Below are 21,899 nucleotides of genomic sequence, written 5' to 3'. Positions count from 1 at the left end.
TTGACCGGTCGGGGCTAGGGTCGGAGGATGGAATTCCGACACCTGGGCCGCTCAGGCCTGCTGGTCAGCGAGATCTCGTACGGCAACTGGATCACCCACGGTTCGCAGGTCGAGGAGGACGCGGCGGCGGCCTGCGTCCGGGCCGCACTGGACGACGGCATCACCACCTTCGACACCGCCGACACGTACGCGGGGACGAAGGCCGAGGAGGTGCTCGGGCGGGCCCTGGCCGGCGAGCGCCGCGAGGGGCTGGAGATCTTCACCAAGGTCTACTGGCCGACCGGTCCGGGCCGCAACGACCGCGGCCTGTCCCGCAAGCACATCATGGAGTCGATCAACGGCTCGCTGCGTCGGCTGCAGACCGACTACGTGGACCTCTACCAGGCCCACCGGTACGACCACAGCACGCCGCTGGAGGAGACGATGGAGGCCTTCGCCGACGTCGTGCACTCCGGCAAGGCGCACTACATCGGCGTCTCCGAGTGGCGGGCGTCGGAGATCCGCGAGGCGCACCGGCTCGCCCGCGAGCTGCGCGTGCCGCTGGTCTCCAACCAGCCGCAGTACTCGATCCTGTGGCGGGTCATCGAGGCCGAGGTGGTCCCGGCCAGCGAGGAGCTGGGCATCGGGCAGATCGTCTGGTCGCCGATGGCCCAGGGCGTGCTCTCCGGCAAGTACCTGCCGGGTCAGGCGCCGCCGGCCGGCTCCCGCGCCACGGACGAGAAGTCCGGGGCGAACTTCATCGCCAAGTTCCTCAACGACGACGTGCTGACCCGGGTGCAGCAGCTCAAGCCGCTGGCCGAGCAGGCCGGGCTGACCATGCCGCAGCTCGCCGTGGCGTGGGTGCTGCAGAACCCGAACGTCTCCTCGGCGATCATCGGCGCATCCCGCCCGGAGCAGGTGCACGACAACGTCAAGGCGGCCGGCGTGAAGCTCGACGCCGACCTGCTCAAGGCGATCGACGACGTCTTCGACCCGATCGTCGAGCGCGACCCGGCGAAGACCCAGTCCCCGCCCCAGCGGCCGTGAGGCGTCCCGGTCCGGCCGGCGCCCCCCGCCCGCCCGACCCGGGGGGCAGGGGGACCCCGCGCGGATCAGGTCCCCCACCGGAACCGCACCCCGCCCGCCCCCCGGGGGGCCGGGGGGCCGGCCCGCCCGGCCCGCCCCGCGGCCCCCCCCGGACCGGGGAGTCAGGGCTACCCGGAGCGGATCAGTTCCAGAAGCGGATCAGCTCCAGGCCGGCCGCGTAGAGCCACGGCGGCAGCCCGAGCACGTTCGCCACGGCGAAGACCGCGTCGAAGAACCAGCCGCCGATGCGCGGGTTCCACAGCAGCGCGAAGAGCAGGAGGAACCCGAACGGCGCGAACATGTCGTACGCCCGCCGCCACTGCGGGTTCAGCCACGGCTGGAGCATGTTGCCGCCGTCGAGGCCGGGCACCGGCAGCAGGTTGAGCACGCTGGCGGTGAGCTGGAGGAACGCCAGCAGCGCCAGCCCGGCCCAGAACTCCACCGACCCGTCGCCGCCGAAGCCGATCCGCAGCACCGCCACCAGCAGCAGGGTGAAGAACACGTTGGTGGCGGGGCCGGCGAGGCTGACCAGGCTGTGCCGCAGCCGCCCCGGGATGGCGTGCCGGTCGACCCACACCGCGCCGCCGGGCAGGCCGATGCCGCCGAGCAGCACCACCAGCACCGGCAACGCGATCGACAGCAGCGGGTGCGTGTACTTGAACGGGTTGAGCGTCAGGTAGCCCCGGTGGGCGATGTCGGTGTCCCCGGCCCGGAAGGCGACCACCGCGTGGGCGTACTCGTGCAGGCAGAGTGAGACCAGCCAGCCCGAGACGACGAAGAGGAAGACGTCGAACCGGACGTTGCCGAAGCGGTGCCAGGCCATCACCCCGCTGGCCACGAAGAGCGCGACCAGGGCCAGGAAGACCGGGCTGGGCCGGAAAGCCGCCCGGGGAACGCCGAGCACCAGCGGCTCGCCGCCACCCGGGCGGCCCCCCGTCATCACTCGGCCGGGGGTTGCAGGCTCATCCGGTAGTCCACCCGGTCGTCCTCGACGAGCACGACCGTGGTGACGCCGGACGCCGCGAGTTCGCGCCAGGTCTGGCCGATCCAGGACTCGGCGTCCGCCTGGCTTCCGAACGTCTCCGTCGGCCCCTCGACCGCCTCACCGTTCGCGTCCTCGTACCGCCAGCTCCACGCCATGCCGCGTCTCCCCTCGCCGCTGAAGTCCCCTGGGACGAACCTCCGCAAGCGTAGTCGCCCCCGCGCCGCACGGCCCGACCCTCCACCGGCCGCCGCTCGCGTCCCCGGCCGCCGGGCGCGCATCCCGGAAGGCGGGCGCAGGCGGCGGCGTACGACGGCGGTGTCCGCCGGGCGACCGCGTAGCACGACCGGGGGCTTGGGCCGTCGACCCGCCGCTCTGGCTCTAAGGTACGGAGCATGTCCATTGACGGGTGGAACACGGTCCTGGTGCTCGGCGGTATCCGGTCGGGCAAGTCCGAGTTCGCGGAATCGCTGGTGGCCGACGCGCCCACCGTGCGGTACGTGGCGACGTCGGCGGCCGGCGACCCGGAGGACGCCGAGTGGGCGGACCGCCTGGCGGCGCACCGCAGCCGCCGGCCGGAGAGCTGGACCGTCGAGGAGACCGCCGACGAGCCGCGCCGGTTGGCCGACGTGGTCGCCTCGGCCGGGCCGAACGACACCCTGCTCGTCGACGACCTCGGCGGCTGGGTGACGGTGCTGCTCGACCCGGCCCACCAGCCGGCGGACGACACGGCGACCATCGCCGAGCTGGCGACCGCGATCCGCGACTGCCCGGCCCGGCTGGTGCTGGTCAGCCCCGAGGTGGGCCTGTCGCTGGTGCCGACCACCCCGCTGGGCCGGGCGTTCACCGACGCCCTCGGGGCGGCCAACCGGGCGGTCGCCGACGCCTGCGACGCGGTGGTCCTGGTCGTCGCCGGCCAGGCGTGCTGGTTGAAGCCTCCCGTCACCGTCACGGCCGCCCTCCCGTCGCTGGCCGGAGCACCGGCCGGTCCCGCCGCGAACGGGCCGATGGGCGCGGCGGTGGGCGCGGCGGTGGGCGCGGCGGTGGTGCGCCCGGACACGCCGACCCCGACCGCCACCCCCAGCGCCTCCCCGGCCCCGAGCGTCACGCCGGGGCAGGTCGCCGTCCCGGAGCAGGCCGCAGCGCCGTGGGCCGCGCCGACGATGGCGCTGCCGGTGGTCGCCACCGGACTGGTCATCCAGGCCGGCATGGAGTTGCCGATGCCGGACGAGTACGCCGGCCCGCAGGCCGTGGAGCGGCTCGCCACCCTGGACGTGCCGGGGGCGGGGCTGGGCGTGTTGGAACAGGTGGTCGGCTTCGCCGCCGCCACCCAGGGCACCGCGACCCCGAGGCCCTGGGGCAACGTCCGGGTCCTGCTGCTGCACGGCGACCACGCCGGGGGCGCCGCCGCCGGGTCGGGGGCCGGCGAGTCCGCCCGGCGGGCCGCGCAGGCCCGCGCCGGGCAGGGCGTGCTGGCCCGGCTGGCCGCCGAGAACGGGGCCAGCCTGCGGGTGGTGCACGCGCCGGAGGCCCGGCCCATGGAGGACGTGCCGGCGTTGGACCACGAGACGGTGGAGGACGCCCTGCGGTACGGCTGGCGGCTGGCCGAGGAGGCCGCCGACGAAGGCGTACACCTGCTGGTGTTGGGGGCGTGCGGCGCCGGGGCGGAGGCCGCGGCGGCGGCGGTGCTCGTGGCGACCGCCGGTGCCGAACCGCCGGCGGTGCTCGGCCGGGTGACGACCGAGCACGGCGAGATCGACGACGCGGCCTGGATGCGGCGCTGCGCGGCGGTGCGGGACGCGCTGCACCGGACCCGCCGCGCGCCCCGCGACGCCAAGGACGTGCTGGCCGAGTTGGGCGGCGGGGACATCGCGGTGGCCACCGGCGTGCTGCTCGGCGCGACCGCCCGCCGGATGCCGGTGCTGCTGGACGGCCCCGTCGGCCTGGCCGCCGGCCTGGTCAGCCGGGACCTGGCCGGGCAGGCCCGGCACTGGTGCCTGCTGGCCGACTCCGGCGGCCACCCGGCGGTCCGGCTCGCCGCCGACGTGCTGGGCCTGACCCCGCTGCTGGACCTGCGCCTCGACCTCGGCGAGGGCGCCAACGCGCTGGCCGCGCTGCCGCTGCTGCGTTCGGTGCTGTCGCTGGCCGCCGCGCTGCCCGCCCGGCCCGACGGCGGCACCGACGGCGCTGGCGACAGCGACGGCGACGGCGCTGGCGATGGCGGCGCGCACCGCAACGGCGACGGGGCCGACCGGGACCACGACGAGGGGGAGCCCGACTTCCGCGAGCCGGAGCCGGACGGCCCGGGGCCGGCGAGCACTCGACCGGCCGAACCGGCGGTGCCGGGCCCGACCGGCCGACATGCCGGCTGAGCCCGACCCGGACGGCCGGCACGGCCCGGAGAAGCAAGACGGCCAGCACGACCCGCACGACCCGGACGGACCGGGCGGACCGGACGGGTGGGGCCGGCGGCGGCGGCTCGTCGACGGGCTGCGGCTGGCGTTCACCACGTTCACCGTGCTGCCGGTGCGCGCCGGACGGGTGGACCGGGCGGCGGCGGGCACCGCGATGGCGCTCGCCCCGGTGGTCGGCGCGCTGCTCGGCGTCGTACTCGCCGGGCTGCTGCTGCTCCTGGCCAACCTCACCGCCCCGCTGGTCGCGGCGGCGGTGACCGTCGCCGCCGGGGTGCTGCTGACCCGGGGGCTGCACCTCGACGGGCTGGCCGACACCGTGGACGCCCTCGGGTCGTACCGGCGCGGGGCGGCGGCGCTGGAGATCATGAAGAAGCCGGACGTGGGCCCGTTCGGGGTGGCCGCGCTGGTGGTCGTACTCCTGGTGCAGGCCGCGGCGCTCGCGGAGCTGGCGGGCCGGTCCGGGCCGGCGGCGCTGGCGGCCGTGGTGACCGCGACGGCGGCCGGCCGGCTCGGCGTCACCCTGGCCTGCCGGCGCGGGGTGCCGGCCGCCCGGCCGGAGGGGCTGGGCGCGCTGGTCGCCGGCAGCGTCGGTGGGGTCGCGGCGGGCCTCGGGGCGGCCGCCGTGCTGGCCGTCGCGGTCGCCGCCGTGCCGGGCCGCCCGTGGCAGGGGCCGCTCGCCGTGCTCGCCGCCGGGGCCGTCGCGGGCGCGCTGCTGCGCCACGTGGTACGCCGCCTCGGCGGGATCACCGGCGACGTGCTCGGCGCCGTCGTGGAGGTCGTCACCACACTGGTCTACCTAGGTCTGGTGCTGACCCGCTGATCCGGGCCCGTCCGGGCGGGTAGCGTTTCGGGCGACAGCCTGCACGGGAAGATCGGGAGACCACATGCTCATCACCGACGACTTCCTGCCCGTCCCGGTCCCCGAGTCGCTGACCGCCACCTACCTGGTGCCGATGACGGGGCTGCCGAGGGTCAGCGCGGCCACGGCCGTGCGGGCGCTGGCGGGTCGGATCGCCGCGCCGGTGCACGGGCTGGCCACGCAGATGCTCGACAGTCCGCTGATGAGCGTGGACACCCGGTCGATCGCCGAGTTCCCCGCCCTGCCGCCGGACCTGCTCACCGCGTTCGGGGCGACCCCCGAGCAGCTCGACCGGCTCGCCCGCGCCACCCACCTGGTCGTGGTGCGGGCGGAGTACCGGCCGGGCTGGCCGCCCGCGCACGAGTGGGCGGCCCGGACGGTCGCCGCCGCAGTCGCCGAGGACGCCGGCGGCGACGTGGTGGACGTCTTCGCCCTGCAGTTCCTCGACCCGGCGGCGGCGCTGCGCTCGCTGCCCGACGAGCGGGGCCGGATCCGACTGGTCGACTGGGTGCTGGTGCCGTACTCCTCCGACGCCGAGGGGCTGTGGTTCACCACCAAGGGGCTGCGCCGGTTCGGGCTGCTGGAGTTGCAGACCCAGGGGGTCCCCGACCACCTCACCCGGGCCTGGGGCGCGGTGCTGACCGGCGCGGCCCGGCGGCTGCTGCGGGACTGGACCGACGGGTTGACCGGCGAGGAGGTGCCGGCGTTCGTGCAGCTGCCGGTCCTCGCCACGATCACCGGTCACGACATCGCGGTGGCGTACGGCAACCCGGAGCAGCACGGGGCGACCGCGCCGGTGCTGCTCGAGCTGGAGCTGGACCCGGCCACCGACCCGGAGGCCGACTCGTTCCTGAGCCTGCGCCCGCCGTCGGGGCACACCGGTCCGGCCGGCAGGTACTTCGCCGCCGCCTGCGCCACCCTCTTCGACGGCATCGCGCCGGACGTGCGCTACGCCCGCCGGGGCGACGCGATGAGCGCGGCGATCGCCACCGCGCGGGCCGGCCTGGACGACGTGCGGGCCCGGTTCCTCGCCGGCCAGCTACCGGAGCAGGCGCAGCTCGTGGTCAAGTACGGCCTGCCGGGCGACGAGGGCCCCGAGTACGTCTGGGCGGGGGTCACCTCGTGGGAGTCCCCGGAGCGGATCGTCGCCGCCAGCGTCGGCGACGCCGACAGCGATCCCACCGTCCGCATCGGCTCCCCGGTGGTCCTGGAGGCCGCGGACGTCGTCGACTGGGCCGTCCTGGACGGCACCGGCGTCATCGAGGGCGGCTGGACCCAGGCCGTCCTGGACGCCGGCGACCACCCCACCGCCTGATCGGCCGCCCGACGGTCGGGGTCAGCGGACCGAGGGGGTGACGAACGGGGGGCGGGTCAGGCGCATCGGGGCGCGGCGGCCGCGGACGTCGACCTCGACGGTGTCGCCGTCGGCGAGGGCGGCGGCGGTGTCCAGCAGCGCCAACGCGATGCCCTGCTTGCGGGTGGGCGAGAAGGTGCCGCTGGTGACGGTGCCGACGGCGGTGTCGCCGACGTACACCCGCATGCCGGGGCGGGGGATGGCCCGGTCGACCGCCTCCAGCCCGCGCAGGGTGCGCCGGGGGCCGGCGGCCTTCTCCGCGCGCAGCGCGTCGCGGCCCCAGAAGGCCGGCTTGTCCCAGCCGACCGCCCAGCCCGAGCGGGCCTGCACGGGGGTGATCTCCGGGGAGAGGTCCTGCCCGTGCAGCGGGTACCCCATCTCGGTACGCAGGGTGTCGCGCGCCGCCAGCCCGCAGGCCCGCAGCTCGTACGCCGGGCCGGCGGCGGTCAGCGCGTCCCAGACCGCGACGGCGTGCGCGGCCGGCGTCACCAGTTCGTAGCCCAGCTCGCCGGTGTAGCCGGTGCGGCAGACGGTCAGCTCGGCGCCGGCCAGGGTGGCCGGGCGGAAGCTCATGTAGTCGTGGTCGGTGGGCAGACCCAGCGCGCCGAGCAGCTCCGCCGAGCGCGGCCCCTGCACGGCCAGCACCGCGTACGCCTCGTGCTCGTCGGTGACGGTCAGCGCGGCGGGCGCGGCGGCGCGCAGCCGGCGCACCACCTCGGCGGTGTTCGCGGCGTTCGGGATCAGGAAGACGTGGTCGTCGGCGTGCAGGTACGCGATGATGTCGTCGACCACCCCGCCGGTGGCGTCGTCGCAGCAGAGCGTGTACTGCGCCTGGCCGGGGGCGATCCGGCCGAGGTCGTTGCTCAGGCAGGCGTTGACGAACTCCGCCGCGCCCGGCCCGGCCACCCGCACCTTGCCCAGGTGCGACACGTCGAACACCCCGACCCCGGTGCGGACGGCGGTGTGCTCCTTGAGCACCCCTCCCCCGGCGTACTCCAGGGGCATCTCCCAGCCGCCGAAGGGGGCGAACTTGGCGCCGAGGGCGGTGTGCCGCTCGTGCAGCGGGGAGCGGCGCAGCCGGGTCGCGGCAGAGTCGGAGGTCACGTCGGTCATGGGTGGCAACTTACCGGGGCCTGAACGGCTGGTTAGCATCGGCGGGACCCGCTGGTGACGTTCGGCGGGACAGCCAATTGTCCGGCGGGTAGGTTGCCGCCGAGACCTTCATCGCCGGTTGCGACGACGCGACCGGCCCGGCCCGCCCGGAGTAGCCCTAGTGACATCGCCCAGCACCACCATCAGCCTGGTCGACACAGACCCCGCCGAGCTTGCCGTCGACGCGGTCGTGATCGGCCTGCACAGTCAGACCGGAGAGCCCGACTCCGCCGACGGTCCGGCCGGGCGGCTGCTGCTGGCCACCGGCGCCGAGAGCATCGCCGCGGCCTTCGACGGCAAGCTGACCGAGACGCTGGCCCTGCTCGGCGCGACCGGCGCCCCCGGCGAGGTGATCAAGCTGGCCACCCTCGGCACCGTCACCGCCCCGGTCGTCGCCGCGGTCGGGCTCGGCGCGGAGCCCACGGGCGCCGCCCCGGCGCCGGAGACGCTGCGTCGGGCCGCCGGCGCGGTGATCCGGGCGTTGGCCGGGGCCCGCCGGGTGGCGCTGACCCTGCCGCTGCCCGACGACACGGACGCCGCCGCCGCCCTGCGCGCGGTCGCGGAGGGCGCGCTGCTGGGCGGGTACCGCTTCGCCGGGTACAAGACCCGGCCGCAGCCGGCCCGGCGGGAGCCGGTGGCCGAGGTGCTCGTCGCCGTGCCGGAGGCCGGCGACGCGACGGCCCTGGCGGAGGTGGAGCGGGCGCGGGCGGTGGCCGGCGCGGTCCGGCTCACCCGCGACTGGGTGAACGCCGCCCCGAACCTGCTGCGTCCGCCGGCGTTCGCCGACGCGGTGGCCGAGGCGGCGCGGGCGGCCGGGCTGGGCGTCGAGGTGCTCGACGAGCAGGCCCTGGCGGCCGGCGGGTACGGCGGCATCATCGCCGTCGGGCAGGGCTCGGAGGCCCCGCCGCGCCTGGTCAAGCTGACCTACACCCCGGCCGACGGGGGCAACGGCAAGCGGGTGGCGCTGGTCGGCAAGGGCATCACCTTCGACACCGGCGGCGTCTCGATCAAGCCGGCCCAGGGCATGTGGGAGATGAAGTCCGACATGGGCGGCGCGGCGGCGGTCGGCGCGGCCATGCTCGCCATCGCGCAGCTCAAGCTGCCGGTGACGGTGACCGCGTACCTGCCGATGGCCGAGAACATGCCTTCGGGCACCAGCTACCGGCCGGGCGACGTGATCACCATGTACAACGGCAAGAAGGTGGAGGTGCTCAACACCGACGCCGAGGGGCGGATGGTCCTGGGCGACGCGCTCGCGCGGGCCTGCGAGGACGGCGTCGACTACCTCTTCGAGACCTCCACCCTCACCGGCGGCCAGGTCGTGGCGCTGGGCAAGCGGGTCTCCGGGCTGATGGGCACCCCGGAGCTCTGCGAGCGGGTCCGGGTGGCCGGTGACGCGGTCGGCGAGCCGGCGTGGCCGATGCCGATGCCGGAGGACGTGCGCAAGGGCATGGACTCCGACGTCGCCGACATCTCCCAGGTCAACGCCGGGATGGACCGGGCCGGGCACATGCTTCAGGGCGGGGTGTTCCTGCGCGAGTTCGTCACCGAGGGGGTGGCCTGGGCGCACCTGGACATCGCCGGCCCCAGCTACCACTCGGGCGAGGCCACCGGGTACCTGTCCAAGGGCGGCACCGGCGTTCCGGTGCGTACCCTCGTGCACCTGGTCGAGGACGTCGCCGCCAACGGCTGATCCGACGCGACTTCGAGGGGGGCCGTTCGCCGCGCGCGACGGCCCCCCTCGCGTGGGTACGGGGTCCGGCGGCGGGCGGGTCAGTACAGCTCGGGGCGGCGCTTGCGGCGTTCGTTGTAGTCGCGCATCCGCTGCGGGTAGCCCATGAGACGCACGTCGTAGATGGGGATGCCGAGCTTGTGGGCGAAGCGGCGGGCCCCGTCCGGGCCCTCGACGCGGCGGCGGGTCCACTCCCCGTCGTCGGCGATGAGGATCACCGTGGTCTCCGTCACGGTGGTCCTCGGTTCGATGTACGCCTCGACGCCCCGCCTGGTCCGGACGAAGTTCTCCAGGTGCTCGAGATCGCCTCGCTCGGCGGGGCGGTCACGACCCGCCGCGCCCGCTTGCTTACGTCGCCGGAACAGCGCCACCGCCCGTCTCCCCCCACGTCCGCCGTCGAAACCGGTGCCAAGCGTACGTGCCTCTGACGTGTCGTTGGGCACCTCGGTAAGCGCCGGCTGCGCGGTGGTGACAAGATGACCGAGGTGGGGTCTGTCCGTGCCATCCCTGCCGTGACCCCCTCCAGGCAGTGACGCGAACTGGGAGTTGGACGTGAGCGAGCCGAACGACGCAACCTTCGACATCGTCATCCTCGGAGGTGGCAGCGGCGGCTACGCGGCGGCGCTGCGCGCCGCCCAACTGGACCTGTCGGTCGCGCTGATCGAGAAGGGCAAGGTGGGCGGGACCTGCCTGCACAACGGCTGCATCCCGACCAAGGCGCTGTTGCACGCCGCCGAGGTCGCCGACTCCACCCGTGAGTCGGAGCAGTTCGGCGTCAAGGCCGAGCTGGTCGGCATCGACATGGCGGGCGTCAACTCGTACAAGGACGGGGTGATCTCCCGGCTGTACAAGGGCCTGCAGGGTCTGATCAAGGGCGCGAAGAAGATCACCTTCGTCGCGGGCCACGGCAAGCTGGTCGCCCCGAACGCCGTCGAGGTCGACGGCAAGCGCTACACCGGCCGCAACATCGTGCTGGCCTCCGGGTCGTACGCGAAGAGCCTGCCCGGCCTGGAGATCGACGGCGAGAAGGTCATCACCAGCGACCACGCGCTGATGCTGGACCGGGTGCCGGCCTCGGCGATCGTGCTGGGCGGCGGCGTGATCGGCGTCGAGTTCGCCAGCGTGTGGAAGTCCTTCGGCGTGGACGTGACGATCATCGAGGCGCTGCCCCGGCTGGTCGCCGCCGAGGACGAGGAGTCGTCGAAGGCGCTGGAGCGGGCCTTCCGCAAGCGGAAGATCAACTTCAAGGTCGGCAAGCCGTTCGAGAAGGTCGAGAAGACCGACAAGGGCGTCAAGGTCACCATCGCCGGCGGCGACGTCGTCGAGGCCGAGCTGCTGCTGGTCGCCGTCGGCCGCGGCCCGAACACCGCCGACCTCGGGTACGAGGAGCAGGGCGTGAAGCTGGACCGCGGCTACGTGCTGACCGACGAGCGGCTGCGCACCGGCGTGCCGAACGTCTACGCCGTCGGCGACATCGTGCCCGGCCTCCAGCTCGCCCACCGCGGTTTCCAGCAGGGCATCTTCGTCGCCGAGGAGATCGCCGGCCAGAACCCGGCCGTGATCGACGAGGTCGGCATCCCCCGGGTCACCTACAGCGACCCGGAGCTGGCGTCGGTCGGCCTCACCGAGGCCAAGGCCAAGGAGCAGTACGGCGCGGACAAGATCCAGACGTACACCAACCCCCTGGGCGGCAACGGCAAGAGCCTGATCCTCAAGACCACCGGCTTCGTCAAGCTGGTACGGGTCGCCGACGGCCCGGTCGTCGGCGTGCACATGGTGGGCGCCCGGGTCGGTGAGCTCGTCGGCGAGGCGCAGCTCATCTACAACTGGGAGGCGTACCCGGCGGAGGTGGCGCAGCTCGTGCACGCCCACCCGACCCAGAACGAGGCCCTGGGCGAGGCGCACCTCGCCCTCGCCGGCAAGCCGTTGCACGCGCACGCCTGATCGAGAACTGATTCCGCGGCGTCCGGCGGCAGACGGGCGAGATCGCTTCAGGGGACTAAAGGAGTTTTGGAACATGCCGGTATCGGTCACCATGCCTCGGCTCGGCGAGAGCGTCACCGAGGGCACCGTCACCCGCTGGCTCAAGCAGGAGGGCGAGACCGTCGAGGTCGACGAGCCGCTGCTGGAGGTCTCGACCGACAAGGTCGACACCGAGATCCCGTCCCCGGCGGCGGGCGTGCTGAGCCGGATCGTGGTGGGCGAAGACGAGACCGCCGAGGTGGGCAGCGAGCTGGCCGTCATCGCCGGTGAGGGCGAGTCGGCCGGCGGCGGCGAGGCCGCCCCGCAGCAGGAGCAGGAGCAGGAGCAGCCGGCCGAGGAGGCCGCCGAGGCCGCCGCCGAGCCGCAGGCCGAGGCGGAGCAGCCGGCCGTCGAGGAGCCGGCCGCCGAGGCCGCCCCGGCGTCGTCGGGCGAGGGCACCCCGGTCAAGATGCCGGCCCTGGGCGAGAGCGTCACCGAGGGCACGGTCACCCGCTGGCTCAAGCAGGTCGGCGAGACCGTCGAGGTCGACGAGCCGCTGCTGGAGGTCTCCACCGACAAGGTCGACACGGAGATCCCCTCGCCGGTCGCCGGCACCCTGCTGGAGATCAAGGTCGCCGAGGACGAGACCGCCGCCGTCGGCGCCGACCTGGCGATCGTCGGGGCGGCCGGCGCCGCCCCGGCCGAGACCAAGCCGGAGCCGAAGCCCGAGCCGAAGGCCGAGGCCAAGCCCGAGCCCAAGCCCGAGCCCAAGCCCGAGCCGAAGGCCAAGGCCCCGGCGGCGGAAGAGGTCGAGGAGCCGACCCCGGGCCTGTCGTACAACGAGCCGTCGGCGCAGGCCGAGACCGCCGCCAAGCCGGCGCAGGCCGAGCAGACGGCGCAGCCGGCGGCCCCGACCGGCGGCGCGCAGCGCCCCGCCGCGCCCGCCCAGGGCGGCGAGGAGGCGGCCGGGTACGTGACCCCGCTGGTGCGCAAGCTCGCCAACGAGCACGGCGTCGACCTGGCCTCGCTCAGCGGCACCGGCGTGGGTGGCCGGATCCGCAAGCAGGACGTGCTGGAGGCGGCGGAGAAGGCCAAGGCCGCCAAGGCCGCCCCGGCCCCGGCGGCGCAGCCGACCGCTGCGGCGGAGAAGGCCAAGCCGGCCGAGAAGCCGCAGCCGAGCTCCAAGCGTGGCACCACCGAGAAGCTGCCCCGGATCCGGGCCACGATCGCCAAGCGCATGCAGCAGTCGCTGCACGAGACGGCGCAGCTCACCACCGTGGTCGAGGTGGACGTCACCCGGGTCGCCAAGCTGCGGGCCCGCGCCAAGGACTCGTTCCAGCAGCGGCACGGCGTGAAGCTGTCGTTCCTGCCGTTCTTCGCCCTCGCGGCGGTCGAGGCGCTGCAGACGTACCCGATCGTCCAGGCCAGCATGGACCTCGACGCCGGCACGATCACCTACCCGGACGCCGAGCACCTGGGCATCGCGGTGGACACCGAGCGCGGCCTGATGGTGCCGGTGATCCACGGTGCCGGCGACCTGAACCTGGGTGGGCTGGCCAAGCGGATCGCCGACCTGGCGGAGCGCACCCGGACCAACAAGATCAGCCCGGACGAGATCACCGGGGCGACGTTCACGGTGACCAACACCGGCAGCCGGGGCGCGCTCTTCGACACCCCGATCGTGCCGTCGCCGCAGTCGGCGATGCTCGGCACCGGTGCCGTGGTGAAGCGCCCGGTCGTGGTGAACGACCCGGAGCTGGGCGAGGTCGTCGCGATCCGCTCGATGGTCTACCTGGCGATGTCGTACGACCACCGGCTGATCGACGGCGCCGACGCGGCCCGCTTCCTGACCACGGTCAAGGCGCGGCTGGAGGCCGGCAACTTCGAGGCCGAGCTGGGCCTGTAACCCCCGCCGTCCCACCCGACGGGCGCTCCGGTCACACCGACCGGGGCGCCCGTCGCCGTCCGGCCCCGCCCACGGCCGTCGTCGTCCACCGCCGGCGTGCCGACCACCGCCGGCCCCGCCCACGGGCGGTGCCGGGGCACTGACAGCGGCTAACCCGCGTCGGTCAGCCCGTCGTAGTAGTGGATCTTGCTGCGGAGGTGGTCGTACTGGCGTTGGAGCAGGCGCAGCTGCTCCTCGGTGCGCTCCGCGTGCCGCTGCAGCAGCGCCTTGCGCTCACCGACGGTGTGCTCCCCGGCGCGGAACAGCTCGGCGTAGCGGGCGATGTCGGCGATCGGCATGCCGGTGTCGCGCAGGCAGCGGATCAGCACCAGCCAGCCCAGGTCGTCGTCGGTGAAGACCCGCCGCCCGCCCGAGGTGCGCCCGACCCCGTTGAGCAACCCGACCTTCTCGTAGTACCGCAGCGTGTCGAGGCTGAAGCCGCTGCGCCGGGCCGCCTCGGAGGGTGCGTAGCCGTTCATCGCGACAGCGTACTTGACCTGGAGCGCACTCCAGGTCACACGCTGTAAGGCATGACGATGACACGGACTCTGGGGCGCAGCGGGATCGACGTCGGCGCGCTCGGCATGGGCTGCTGGGCGATCGGCGGTGAGCTCTGGGGCGACGGCGGGCAGCCGTTCGGCTGGGGCAAGGTCGACGACGACGAGTCGATCCGCACCGTCCACGCCGCGCTCGACCTCGGGGTGACCCTCTTCGACACGGCCAGCAACTACGGCGCCGGGCACAGCGAACGGGTCCTCGGCCGGGCCCTCGCCGGGTGCCGCGACCGGGTGGTGATCGCCACCAAGTTCGGCAACCGGGCCGACGAGGCGACCCGGCGGGCGATCGGCACCGACCCCAGCCCCGACTACGCGGTGACCAGCCTGGAGGAGTCGCTGCGCCGGCTCGGCACCGACCATGTCGACCTCTACCAACTGCACCTCAACAACCTGCCGGTCTCCGCCGCGCTCGACCTGGTCGGCACGCTGGAGGACCTGGTCGCCCAGGGCAAGATCCGGGCGTACGGCTGGAGCACCGATCACCCGGCGTCGGCCGAGGCGTTCGCGGCGGCCGGGCCGCACTGCGCCGCGATCCAGCACGACCAGTCGGTGCTGCTGGACAACGCCCGGATGTTGGCGGTCTGCGAGGCCGCTGACCTGGCCGCCCTCAACCGGGGGCCGCTGGCGATGGGGCTGCTCACCGGCGTCAACCGGGCCGTGGGCCGCGACGACGTGCGCGGGATGGCGCCGGAGTGGCTGATCTGGTTCACCGACGGCAGGCCGACTCCCCAGTGGGCGGCACGGGTGGCGCAGATCCGCGCGGCGCTCACCGCCGACGGCCGTACGCCCGCCCAGGGCGCGCTCGGCTGGCTGCTCGCCCGCAGCCCTCGGACGGTGCCGATCCCGGGCTGCCGGACGGTGGCCCAGGCGGAGGAGAACTTCGCCACCCTCGCCCTCGGCCCGCTGCCCGACGACGCCTTCGCAGAAGTCGAACGCCTCCTGGCCGACCTCCGCGCGGCCCCGGCGACGGCCTGACCGCGCACCCCCGCCCCGCCGACCGCACCCGACGGCCGGCGGGGCGGCGCAGGGGTCGGTCGCCCGGCCCCGGGACGGCCGAGTCGGCCCTTGGCCCGACCGTCGGCGGGGCGGCGTAGGCATCGCTCCCCCGGCCCCGGGACGGGCCGAATCGGCCCCCCGGGCGGCGGGGCGCTGCGAGAGTGGACGGGTGGGCGGCTACCGACGGCGCGGCCGGCTCGGCCCGGCCGTGGCGGTCGCCCCGGGCACCCGGGTCGACAGGTTCGAGATCTTCTTCGACCTGGTCTTCGTCTTCTCGTTCTTCATCATCACCCGGGCCACCGCCGCGGAGATCACCGGCGCGTCACTGCTGCACGCCATGCTGGTGCTCGCCGTGCTCTGGTGGACGTGGGTGGTGCACAGCGTGGTGGCCACCCGGATCCGGCTCGGTCAGGGCTTCGTACCGGTGCTGATGGTCGTCGGGATGGCCGCGCTGTTCTGCTTCGCGCTGGCGCTGCCCCAGGCCTTCAGCGACCCCCGCGCGGGCTCCGGCGGGCCGGTGGTCGTGGCGGTCAGCTACGTGGTGATCCGCGCCGTGCACCTGCTGCTCTTCCTGCACGCCGTGCGGGACCGCCCGGCGGAGCGCCGCCAGCTCCTGCGGTTCGCCCCGGAACTGATCCTGAGCACCCTGCTGCTGCTGGCGGCGGCGCTGCTGCCCACCACCATCGACGACCCGGGGCGGGCGACGCTGGCCCGCGACTGGCTCTGGGTGGCCGTGGTGCTGCTGCAGTACACCACCGGGCTGCTCGGGGCCTGGAACGGCTGGCAGGTGGAGTCGGCGGAGCACTGGACGGAACGGTACGACCTCATCCTGATCATCGCGCTGGGCGAGTCGGTCATCTCGGTCGGCATCGGCGGCGACATCCTCGGCCAGCCGCCCACCTGGCCGCTGCTCACCGGGGCGGTGTTCGGGATCTTCTTCACGGCGGCGCTCTGGTGGGCCCACTACGACATCGTCGGCCCGGCCGCCCGGATCGCGCTGCACGTGGCCACGGGCCGCCCCCGGGCCCGGCTGGCGCGCGACGCGTACGCGTACCTCTACCTGCCGATGGTCGCCGGGATCATCCTGTTCGCCCTGGGCGCCGAGGAAATCGTGCACGACATCGCCGACCCCGACACCCCCGTCGGCGAGCCGGGCCCCGGCCTGTCGGTGCCGCTGCTCTACGGCGGGGTGATCTGCTACCTCGGCGGCAACATGCTGTTCCAGGCGCGCGCGCTGCGGACGCTCTCCTGGACCCGGGTCGCCGCCGTCGTGCTGCTCGCCGCCGGCATCCCGGTCGCCGCCCGCCTGCCCGGACTGGCCGCCCTGGGATTGCTCACCGCGATCTGCGTGGGCCTGGTCATGGTGGAGGTGGTCGTCTGGACGCAGGCGCGGCGCAGCCTGCACGAGGAGGTCATCCGCGAGCGCACCAGCCACGAGATCAGCGAGGCCGCCTGGCGGGGCCGCTGGCGCGAGGAGGAACCCGACGAGCAACCGCGCGAGCCGGAACCCGACGAGCAGCCGCCAACTCAGTCGTGACGGCCCGCGCCACCGGCGGGGTGGCAGCGCCCACCCCGGCGGCAAGCCCTCGGACCGGCGGCAACTGCCCGGCCCGGCGGCGCGGGGCGGTCGGCCCGGCGGCGCGGGGCGGCGCGCGGGGCGGTCGGCCGGTAGGGTCGTGGCCAGCGTCGCGGTGCACCCGGCAAGGAGACCCGCCGAGGGCATGGAGGCGCGGGACGTACGGGACGACACGTGCACCCTTCCCCCGGGCCGGGCGACCGCCTCACGGCGCTCGGCACCCAGTTGATCGAGATCCACCAGTGGCTCCGCGAGGAGCTGGCCCAGCTCCGCGCGGGCCTCGCACCGGACGCGACCCCGCCGGATACGGCCCCGCCAGACACCGCCCCGCCGGACACCGCCCCGCCCGGCTCCGCGCCGCCCGGTGCGGCCCCGCCCGGCGACGGGGGTCGGCTACGCAGCCTGCGGGCCCACTGCCTGAGCTTCTGCGCGGCGCTGACGGCGCACCACACCGGCGAGGACGCCGGCGCGTTCCGGGCGCTCGCCGCCGAGGAGCCACGGCTGCGCCCGGTGCTGGAGAAGCTCGCCCAGGACCACCGGCTCATCGACGGCATCGTCCGCCGGGTCGAGGAGCTGGTCGCCGGCCCGCGCCCGGCGCACCCGGCCGCCGCCGCCCGGGTGCTGGCGGAGCTGGACGGCCTCACCGCGATCATCGAGTCGCACTTCGGCTTCGAGGAGCGCACGATCGTCGCCGCGCTCGACGCGCTGGGTGCCGAGGCGGGCAGCGCGCGGGAGCTCTTCGGCCTCGCCCCGCCGGCGTGGTGAGCCCGCCCCCGCGACGGCAATGCGGTCGGTGGATTCGCCGGTCGGCAGAATGCGGCCCGGCGGACTGGCCGCGCGGGCCGTGACACCGCACGCTGATCCGGGTGACGACCTTCTCCCTCCAGAGCACCCCGAAGGACGCGGCGAGCTGGCTCGACCTGGCCCGGCGGGCCGAGGCCGCCGGCTACGACACGCTGCTGGCCGCCGACCATCCCGGCTCCTGCGGCGACCCGTTCGTGGCGCTGGCCGCCGCCGCGTCGGTGACCTCGACGATCGGCCTCGGGTCGTACGTGTCGAATCTCGGCGTCCGCGAGCCGATGCTGCTGGCCACCTCCGTGGCCACCCTCGACGTGCTCTCCGGCGGGCGGGCCCGGCTCGGCATCGGCGCCGGCCACACCCCGGCCGAGTGGCGGGCGGTCGGCCGGGAACGCCCCGACGTGGCCGGCCGGGTGCGTCGCTGCGTCGCGGTCACCGAGGCCGTCCGCGCCCTGCTCGACGGGGAGGAGGTCAGCGTCGATTCCGCCGAGCTGGCCGTGCGGGCCGCCCGGCTGGACGCGCCCCGGCCGGTGCAGGAGCGCATCCCGCTGACCGTCGGCACGTCCAACTCCACGCTGCTGCGCTGGGCCGGCGCGCACGCCGACGTGGTCGGGCTGGCCGGCTTCGGTCGTACCCTGGAAGACGGCCACCAGCACGAGGCCCGGTGGCGGGCCGACCAGATCGAGGCGCAGCTAGCCCGCGTCGCCGAGGGGGCGGCGGGCCGGGCGACGCCGCCCGCGCTGGAGGCCCTGGTGCAGACGGTGGTGGTGACCGACGACGCGGAGGCCGCCGCCGCCGAGCAGTCCGCCGACACCGGCCTCACCGTCGCCGAGCTGCTGGCCACCCCATTCGCGCTCATCGGCACCGAGGACGAGATCGTCGCGGCGGTCGCCGAGCACGAGCGCCGCTGGGGGGTCACCCGCTTCGTGGTACGCGCCAATGCCCTCGACCCGCTGACCCCGGTGCTGCGGCGGCTCGCGTCCTGACCGGCTCCGGTTCGCGGATGTCGCGGATCTCCTCCGACGATCTCAGAGATGCCTGCGGACCTCGGACGCGAACTGCGGCACGCCGGTGCGACCGAGCAGCACCAGAAGGCCCGGCACGGTGGTCGGCTCTCGCCGGTAGGCCGCAGCCTGGCGGTGGAGCACGTCCAACGTCTGGGCCGGATAGAGGTCCAGTTGATCAAGTAGGAAGTCGTCCGGCTGCACCGCCACGACGTCGTACGGCTTGAGCGCTGGTTCCGGGAAGTCAGCGATGTTGAACGTGACGACGACCTCCGCGTTTGCTCGAACCGCAGCTGCCAACACATACCGGTCCTTGGGGTCGTTGGTCATTCCCTCGACGAGCGAGTCGTAACCACTCACCATGGCATCCGGGAAGGCCGCACGCATCTGAGCCACCCGCCGGTCGACCCGTTCCTCTGAGATCCCCCGGGCGACAAGGTTGCGCCGAAGCTCGGTCAGGACGTCCTCCGACCAGAGCGGCCGGTACGCGGCCATCTCGGCGAGCCGCAGCAGGGTGTCGCACAGATGCGCGGGGTAGAGCACGCAGGTGTCGAGGAATGCCGAAAACGCCACTCAGGCCGCCCTCAACTCGTGCTTCGCGGAGTAGACGTGAGGTGGTACAGCCCGTCCTCCTCGGCTTCCGCCGTCATCCGGTCGAGCGTCTGCCGCCGCTCCTGGCGGGTCCGCTCCTGATAGTCGAGGATGTCCCGCAACATGACTCGGCGGTGGCGTCCCCGCATGGTGTGGGGTATTTCGCCGTCCGAGAGCAGCCGGACCACGGTCGGCCGCGAGATGTTCAGCAGGTCTGCCGCCTCCTGTGTCGTCAGCATGGTGTTGTGCGGGGCGATGGAAATCGCCAGCCCTTCGGACAGCGCTGTCACCACGTCCCGCAGCACTCCGTACAACTCGTCCGGAATCTCGATCTCGGAGCCGTCGGGACCCACCAGCCGGGCCCGAGCCCGATTGCCGGCGCTTCGCAACTCCTGCACGAATCGAGCCAGGTCGGCGGGGTCTTCGGGAGGTAGGACCGTGCGTTCACGGAGGGCGCTGCTCATAGCCCGAGCGTAGCGCTATTCGAAAAATTCGCAACGAGATTGCGGCGATCCGATGGCACGGCGTGATCGGCTGGCGCAGGCCGCCGGTTGCCCAGGAGGTCGAGGCGGGCCCCCGGCGCCCCGACCAGATCCTGCTGGCCATGCGCGAGCGGAACCGCAGCGACGCGATCCTGGCCCCGCACTGGACCAAGGCCCGGCCGGCCGCCTGCCCACCCTGCTGCTGGCGGTGGGGGCCGACCGGGTCCGGGCGCTCCTGGGCGACTGACGCGACGCCCGTCCGGCGACCCGCGAAGGTGGGCGGGCCTTGGTACCGTGCCGGCGGTGACCATGATGGACATTCGGCAGGCGCGGCGCAGCCCGAGGGCCGGCTGGCTCGTGCTCGCCGTCGGCGGCCTGCTGATCGTCGGCTCGGCGCTCTGGCTGGTCGCCACGGGCGGCACGGACATCCGGTACAGCGCCGACCACGACGGCACGGTCCCGATGTGGCATCGCTGGATCCCCGCGCTGGTCGGCATCGCGCTCGTCCGGCTGGTGCCGCCGGCCCCCGCCCCGGCGTGGCCGGATGAGCCCGCGCCGTACCGGGAGGCGGTGCCCCTGCTGCTGGCCGCCGTCGTCTTCGCGGTCACGCTGCCGCTGTTCGGCGGCGAACCGGCGTACTCGCTGGTGAAGCTGGCGCTGCTGCTGGGCGTGCCGGCCGGGGTCTTCTGGCTGGCGCGGCGGCGGACCCCGAGGTGGCGGTACGCGCCCGCGCCCACGGACGCCGCCCACCGGTACGGCCCGGCGCTGCCGGTGGTGGCCTGGCTCGCGCTCAGCTACACCACTCCGCTGGCCGTGCCGGTCAGCGACTTCGGGCGGACCGTCGACGCGGTCACGCTGATCGGCACGCTGGTCGTGGTCCACCACCCGGCAGCAGGACGAACACGGCCTCGTCGTGGACGTCCTCGACGAGGGTCGCGCCGCCAGGCGGTCCCGCGTCGGCGAGCGGGCCAGCCGCACGGTGCTGAGCACCATGAACACGGCCGACTACCCGACCGCCCTCGCCGCACGGCAGGAGATGCGGAGCTGGCGGCGGCTCGCCCTGGAGCCGTCCGCGCTCCGGGCACCGGACGACACGCCGGCCCCGGACTCCCTCGCCCCGAACGGCCGGCACCTGGCCAGCACGTTGTACCGGGTGGCGCACGCCCCCGACTGGTCGGCCGATCCGCAACGGACGTACGCCGCCGTGGCGGGCCGGCTCGGCGACCTCACCGGCGTCGGCGTGGACCACCTGGACGTCGAGTACGACGACGCCCGCGAGCTGTTCACCCTCTTCCTCCAGGAACGGGGCGGGCTCAGGCTGCCGGCGCGCGCCCTTTCCGAGGGCACCCTGCGCTTCCTGGCGCTCTGCATCCTGCTGGAAGACGCGCAGTTCACCGGGCTGATCTGCATGGAGGAACCGGAGAACGGCATCCATCCCGCGAACCTCCCTGCGATGGTCCAGCTCGTACGCGACCTCGCCGTGGACCCGGCCGACCCACCGGATTACACGAACCCGTTCCGGCAGGTCATCGTCAATACCCACGCGCCCGGGGTCGTGCAGCTCTGCGACCCGGCTGATCTGCTGCTGGCGCAGCTCAGGCCGAGGTCGACGCCGGAGCGGGGGGTGGTCCGCTCGCTGGCGCTGGTGCCGTACCGGCAGTCGTGGCGCGCCCAGCCGGGACGGCCCACCTTCTCGGAGGCCGACATGGTGGCCTACCTCGCCAACCCGCCGTCAGCGCAGCTCCGTCTCCCGCCGGGCCTGATCGCGTGAGCCGTCCCGCCCGCTCGGGTCTCTTCGTTGCTGAGGGCACCTCCGACCAGCCCTTGGCCGAACTCATCGAGTCGTTGTTCTGCGAACGCGGCATCGAACTCCGCCTCAGCCGGCCCGCCTTCGAGCGGCTGACCGGCGTGGGCAAGGACTCGGGTCCCGCGTACGGGCCGGCTTGGAGCTGACACACGCCCCGGTCGACCTGATCGTGGTCCATCGGGACGCGGACAGCGCGGGCTACGCCGCTCGGCTGCGCGAGATACGAGCGGCCGTCGCCCAGGTGTCACCGGACTCCGCCTTGGTCCCGATCATTCCCATCCGGATGACCGAGGCGTGGCTGTTGCTCGACGAGGCGGCGATCAGGAAAGGTCGCGGAGAACCCGAGAGGGCGTACGAGGCTCGGCCTGCCGAAGCCGCACGAGGTGGAATCCGTCGCTGATCTCAAGGCGCTGCTCGGCGACTGCATCCTGACCGCCGCCGACGTCACCGGACGCCGCCGCGAGAGGATCAAGACCCGGTTCAACGAGCATCGGCGTCACCTTCTCGCCACGCTCGACCCAGCCGGTCCCGTCCGGCGGTTGAGTGGCTGGCAGCGCCTGCTGGACGAGGTGGACCTGGTGGTCAAGGGCTGGCGGTGACACGCGGCGTGTTCGCCCGGGTGG

At 74.3% G+C, this 21,899-nt stretch carries 21 protein-coding genes; 14 read left to right on the top strand and 7 right to left on the bottom strand.

What is annotated here, in order from left to right; translation table 11 throughout:
* The first annotated feature begins 27 nt into the window (after positions 1-27).
* Positions 28-1,026, top strand: a complete 999-nt coding sequence (locus ACLQ2V_RS11530) for an aldo/keto reductase family protein (RefSeq protein WP_425718419.1) — start codon at positions 28-30, stop codon at positions 1,024-1,026.
* Positions 1,027-1,207: 181 nt separating this feature from the next.
* On the opposite strand, the gene ACLQ2V_RS11525 is transcribed toward ACLQ2V_RS11530, so the two are convergent.
* Entirely contained in the window at positions 1,208-2,005 is a 798-nt protein-coding gene (locus tag ACLQ2V_RS11525) for a site-2 protease family protein (protein ID WP_425718418.1), read from the bottom strand.
* Entirely contained in the window at positions 2,005-2,205 is a 201-nt protein-coding gene (locus tag ACLQ2V_RS11520; protein ID WP_425718417.1) for a hypothetical protein, read from the bottom strand. The genes ACLQ2V_RS11525 and ACLQ2V_RS11520 overlap by 1 nt, the downstream gene beginning before the upstream one ends.
* A gap of 237 nt (positions 2,206-2,442) precedes the next feature.
* Between ACLQ2V_RS11520 and ACLQ2V_RS11515 the strand changes: the two genes are divergently transcribed.
* The 3 genes from ACLQ2V_RS11515 to ACLQ2V_RS11505 all read left to right on the top strand — a co-directional run bounded on the left by ACLQ2V_RS11515 (position 2,443) and on the right by ACLQ2V_RS11505 (position 6,635).
* Positions 2,443-4,419 carry a bifunctional adenosylcobinamide kinase/adenosylcobinamide-phosphate guanylyltransferase gene (locus ACLQ2V_RS11515; protein WP_425718416.1) on the top strand — a complete coding sequence of 659 codons (1,977 nt, stop codon included), beginning with the start codon at positions 2,443-2,445 and terminating at the stop codon, positions 4,417-4,419.
* Complete coding sequence (locus tag ACLQ2V_RS11510) at positions 4,409-5,281, top strand: adenosylcobinamide-GDP ribazoletransferase (protein WP_425718415.1); 873 nt, start codon at positions 4,409-4,411, stop codon at positions 5,279-5,281. The genes ACLQ2V_RS11515 and ACLQ2V_RS11510 overlap by 11 nt, the downstream gene beginning before the upstream one ends.
* Positions 5,282-5,345: 64 nt before the next feature.
* Positions 5,346-6,635, top strand: a complete 1,290-nt coding sequence (locus ACLQ2V_RS11505) for a DUF2314 domain-containing protein (protein ID WP_425718414.1) — start codon at positions 5,346-5,348, stop codon at positions 6,633-6,635.
* 21 nt (positions 6,636-6,656) lie between these two features.
* On the opposite strand, the gene gcvT is transcribed toward ACLQ2V_RS11505, so the two are convergent.
* Complete coding sequence (gene gcvT, locus ACLQ2V_RS11500) at positions 6,657-7,787, bottom strand: glycine cleavage system aminomethyltransferase GcvT (RefSeq protein ID WP_425718413.1); 1,131 nt, start codon at positions 7,785-7,787, stop codon at positions 6,657-6,659.
* Between the two features lie 160 nt (positions 7,788-7,947).
* On the opposite strand from gcvT, the gene ACLQ2V_RS11495 reads away from it, so the two are divergent.
* A complete protein-coding gene (locus ACLQ2V_RS11495; protein ID WP_425718412.1) occupies positions 7,948-9,519 on the top strand; it encodes a leucyl aminopeptidase in 1,572 nt (523 codons plus the stop codon).
* An 80-nt stretch (positions 9,520-9,599) separates the two neighbouring features.
* Here the strand turns inward: ACLQ2V_RS11495 and ACLQ2V_RS11490 are convergent, their stop codons facing one another.
* Positions 9,600-9,929: a hypothetical protein gene (locus tag ACLQ2V_RS11490; protein ID WP_425718411.1), complete on the bottom strand. Its 330-nt coding sequence runs from the start codon at positions 9,927-9,929 to the stop codon at positions 9,600-9,602.
* A gap of 181 nt (positions 9,930-10,110) precedes the next feature.
* Here ACLQ2V_RS11490 and lpdA point away from each other — a divergent pair, with 181 nt between their 5' ends.
* A complete protein-coding gene (gene lpdA / locus ACLQ2V_RS11485) occupies positions 10,111-11,502 on the top strand; it encodes a dihydrolipoyl dehydrogenase (protein ID WP_425718410.1) in 1,392 nt (463 codons plus the stop codon).
* Positions 11,503-11,575: 73 nt separating this feature from the next.
* A complete protein-coding gene (gene sucB, locus ACLQ2V_RS11480; RefSeq protein ID WP_425718409.1) occupies positions 11,576-13,426 on the top strand; it encodes a 2-oxoglutarate dehydrogenase, E2 component, dihydrolipoamide succinyltransferase in 1,851 nt (616 codons plus the stop codon).
* 149 nt (positions 13,427-13,575) lie between these two features.
* Here sucB and ACLQ2V_RS11475 read toward each other — a convergent pair whose 3' ends face one another.
* Positions 13,576-13,944, bottom strand: a complete 369-nt coding sequence (locus ACLQ2V_RS11475) for a MerR family transcriptional regulator (protein ID WP_425718408.1) — start codon at positions 13,942-13,944, stop codon at positions 13,576-13,578.
* Positions 13,945-13,995: 51 nt separating this feature from the next.
* Here ACLQ2V_RS11475 and ACLQ2V_RS11470 point away from each other — a divergent pair, with 51 nt between their 5' ends.
* The 4 genes from ACLQ2V_RS11470 (at position 13,996) to ACLQ2V_RS11455 (ending at position 18,378) form a co-directional block, all read left to right on the top strand.
* Positions 13,996-14,997 (top strand): aldo/keto reductase, encoded by a 1,002-nt coding sequence (locus tag ACLQ2V_RS11470; RefSeq protein WP_425718407.1) that lies wholly within the window; start codon positions 13,996-13,998, stop codon positions 14,995-14,997.
* 190 nt (positions 14,998-15,187) lie between these two features.
* Entirely contained in the window at positions 15,188-16,555 is a 1,368-nt protein-coding gene (locus ACLQ2V_RS11465; RefSeq protein WP_425718406.1) for a low temperature requirement protein A, read from the top strand.
* A 213-nt stretch (positions 16,556-16,768) separates the two neighbouring features.
* Positions 16,769-17,359 carry a hemerythrin domain-containing protein gene (locus tag ACLQ2V_RS11460; protein WP_425718405.1) on the top strand — a complete coding sequence of 197 codons (591 nt, stop codon included), beginning with the start codon at positions 16,769-16,771 and terminating at the stop codon, positions 17,357-17,359.
* A gap of 101 nt (positions 17,360-17,460) precedes the next feature.
* Positions 17,461-18,378: an LLM class flavin-dependent oxidoreductase gene (locus ACLQ2V_RS11455; protein WP_425718404.1), complete on the top strand. Its 918-nt coding sequence runs from the start codon at positions 17,461-17,463 to the stop codon at positions 18,376-18,378.
* Positions 18,379-18,420: 42 nt separating this feature from the next.
* Here ACLQ2V_RS11455 and ACLQ2V_RS11450 read toward each other — a convergent pair whose 3' ends face one another.
* On the bottom strand, positions 18,421-18,969 hold the full coding sequence (locus ACLQ2V_RS11450; protein WP_425718403.1) for a PIN domain-containing protein: 549 nt from the start codon (positions 18,967-18,969) through the stop codon (positions 18,421-18,423).
* Between the two features lie 11 nt (positions 18,970-18,980).
* Positions 18,981-19,451: a helix-turn-helix domain-containing protein gene (locus ACLQ2V_RS11445; protein ID WP_425718402.1), complete on the bottom strand. Its 471-nt coding sequence runs from the start codon at positions 19,449-19,451 to the stop codon at positions 18,981-18,983.
* Positions 19,452-20,382: 931 nt separating this feature from the next.
* On the opposite strand from ACLQ2V_RS11445, the gene ACLQ2V_RS11440 reads away from it, so the two are divergent.
* The 3 genes from ACLQ2V_RS11440 to ACLQ2V_RS11430 all read left to right on the top strand — a co-directional run bounded on the left by ACLQ2V_RS11440 (position 20,383) and on the right by ACLQ2V_RS11430 (position 21,875).
* Positions 20,383-21,240 carry an AAA family ATPase gene (locus ACLQ2V_RS11440; protein WP_425718401.1) on the top strand — a complete coding sequence of 286 codons (858 nt, stop codon included), beginning with the start codon at positions 20,383-20,385 and terminating at the stop codon, positions 21,238-21,240.
* The gene (locus ACLQ2V_RS11435) at positions 21,237-21,422 is read left to right on the top strand and encodes a hypothetical protein (RefSeq protein ID WP_425718400.1); all 186 of its coding nucleotides are present in this window, start codon (positions 21,237-21,239) and stop codon (positions 21,420-21,422) included. Before ACLQ2V_RS11440 ends, ACLQ2V_RS11435 begins: the two co-directional genes overlap by 4 nt.
* 237 nt (positions 21,423-21,659) lie before the next feature.
* The gene (locus ACLQ2V_RS11430) at positions 21,660-21,875 is read left to right on the top strand and encodes a hypothetical protein (protein ID WP_425718399.1); all 216 of its coding nucleotides are present in this window, start codon (positions 21,660-21,662) and stop codon (positions 21,873-21,875) included.
* Positions 21,876-21,899: the final 24 nt, after the last annotated feature.

The organism is Micromonospora sp. DT233 (assembly GCF_049841815.1).
GTDB lineage: Bacteria > Actinomycetota > Actinomycetes > Mycobacteriales > Micromonosporaceae > Micromonospora.
This window is presented reverse-complemented; position numbering and strand designations above follow the sequence as displayed.

Excerpts from the sequence above, each read along its gene's own strand:
- ACLQ2V_RS11525 (WP_425718418.1), bottom strand. The coding sequence starts at position 2,005 with ATGACGGGGGGCCGCCCGGGTGGCGGCGAGCCGCTGGTGCTCGGCGTT.
- gcvT (WP_425718413.1), bottom strand. The coding sequence starts at position 7,787 with ATGACCGACGTGACCTCCGACTCTGCCGCGACCCGGCTGCGCCGCTCC.
- ACLQ2V_RS11445 (WP_425718402.1), bottom strand. The coding sequence starts at position 19,451 with ATGAGCAGCGCCCTCCGTGAACGCACGGTCCTACCTCCCGAAGACCCC.
- ACLQ2V_RS11515 (WP_425718416.1), top strand. The coding sequence starts at position 2,443 with ATGTCCATTGACGGGTGGAACACGGTCCTGGTGCTCGGCGGTATCCGG.
- ACLQ2V_RS11475 (WP_425718408.1), bottom strand. The coding sequence starts at position 13,944 with ATGAACGGCTACGCACCCTCCGAGGCGGCCCGGCGCAGCGGCTTCAGC.
- ACLQ2V_RS11505 (WP_425718414.1), top strand. The coding sequence starts at position 5,346 with ATGCTCATCACCGACGACTTCCTGCCCGTCCCGGTCCCCGAGTCGCTG.
- ACLQ2V_RS11470 (WP_425718407.1), top strand. The coding sequence starts at position 13,996 with ATGACGATGACACGGACTCTGGGGCGCAGCGGGATCGACGTCGGCGCG.
- ACLQ2V_RS11520 (WP_425718417.1), bottom strand. The coding sequence starts at position 2,205 with ATGGCGTGGAGCTGGCGGTACGAGGACGCGAACGGTGAGGCGGTCGAG.
- sucB (WP_425718409.1), top strand. The coding sequence starts at position 11,576 with ATGCCGGTATCGGTCACCATGCCTCGGCTCGGCGAGAGCGTCACCGAG.
- ACLQ2V_RS11530 (WP_425718419.1), top strand. The coding sequence starts at position 28 with ATGGAATTCCGACACCTGGGCCGCTCAGGCCTGCTGGTCAGCGAGATC.
- ACLQ2V_RS11510 (WP_425718415.1), top strand. The coding sequence starts at position 4,409 with ATGCCGGCTGAGCCCGACCCGGACGGCCGGCACGGCCCGGAGAAGCAA.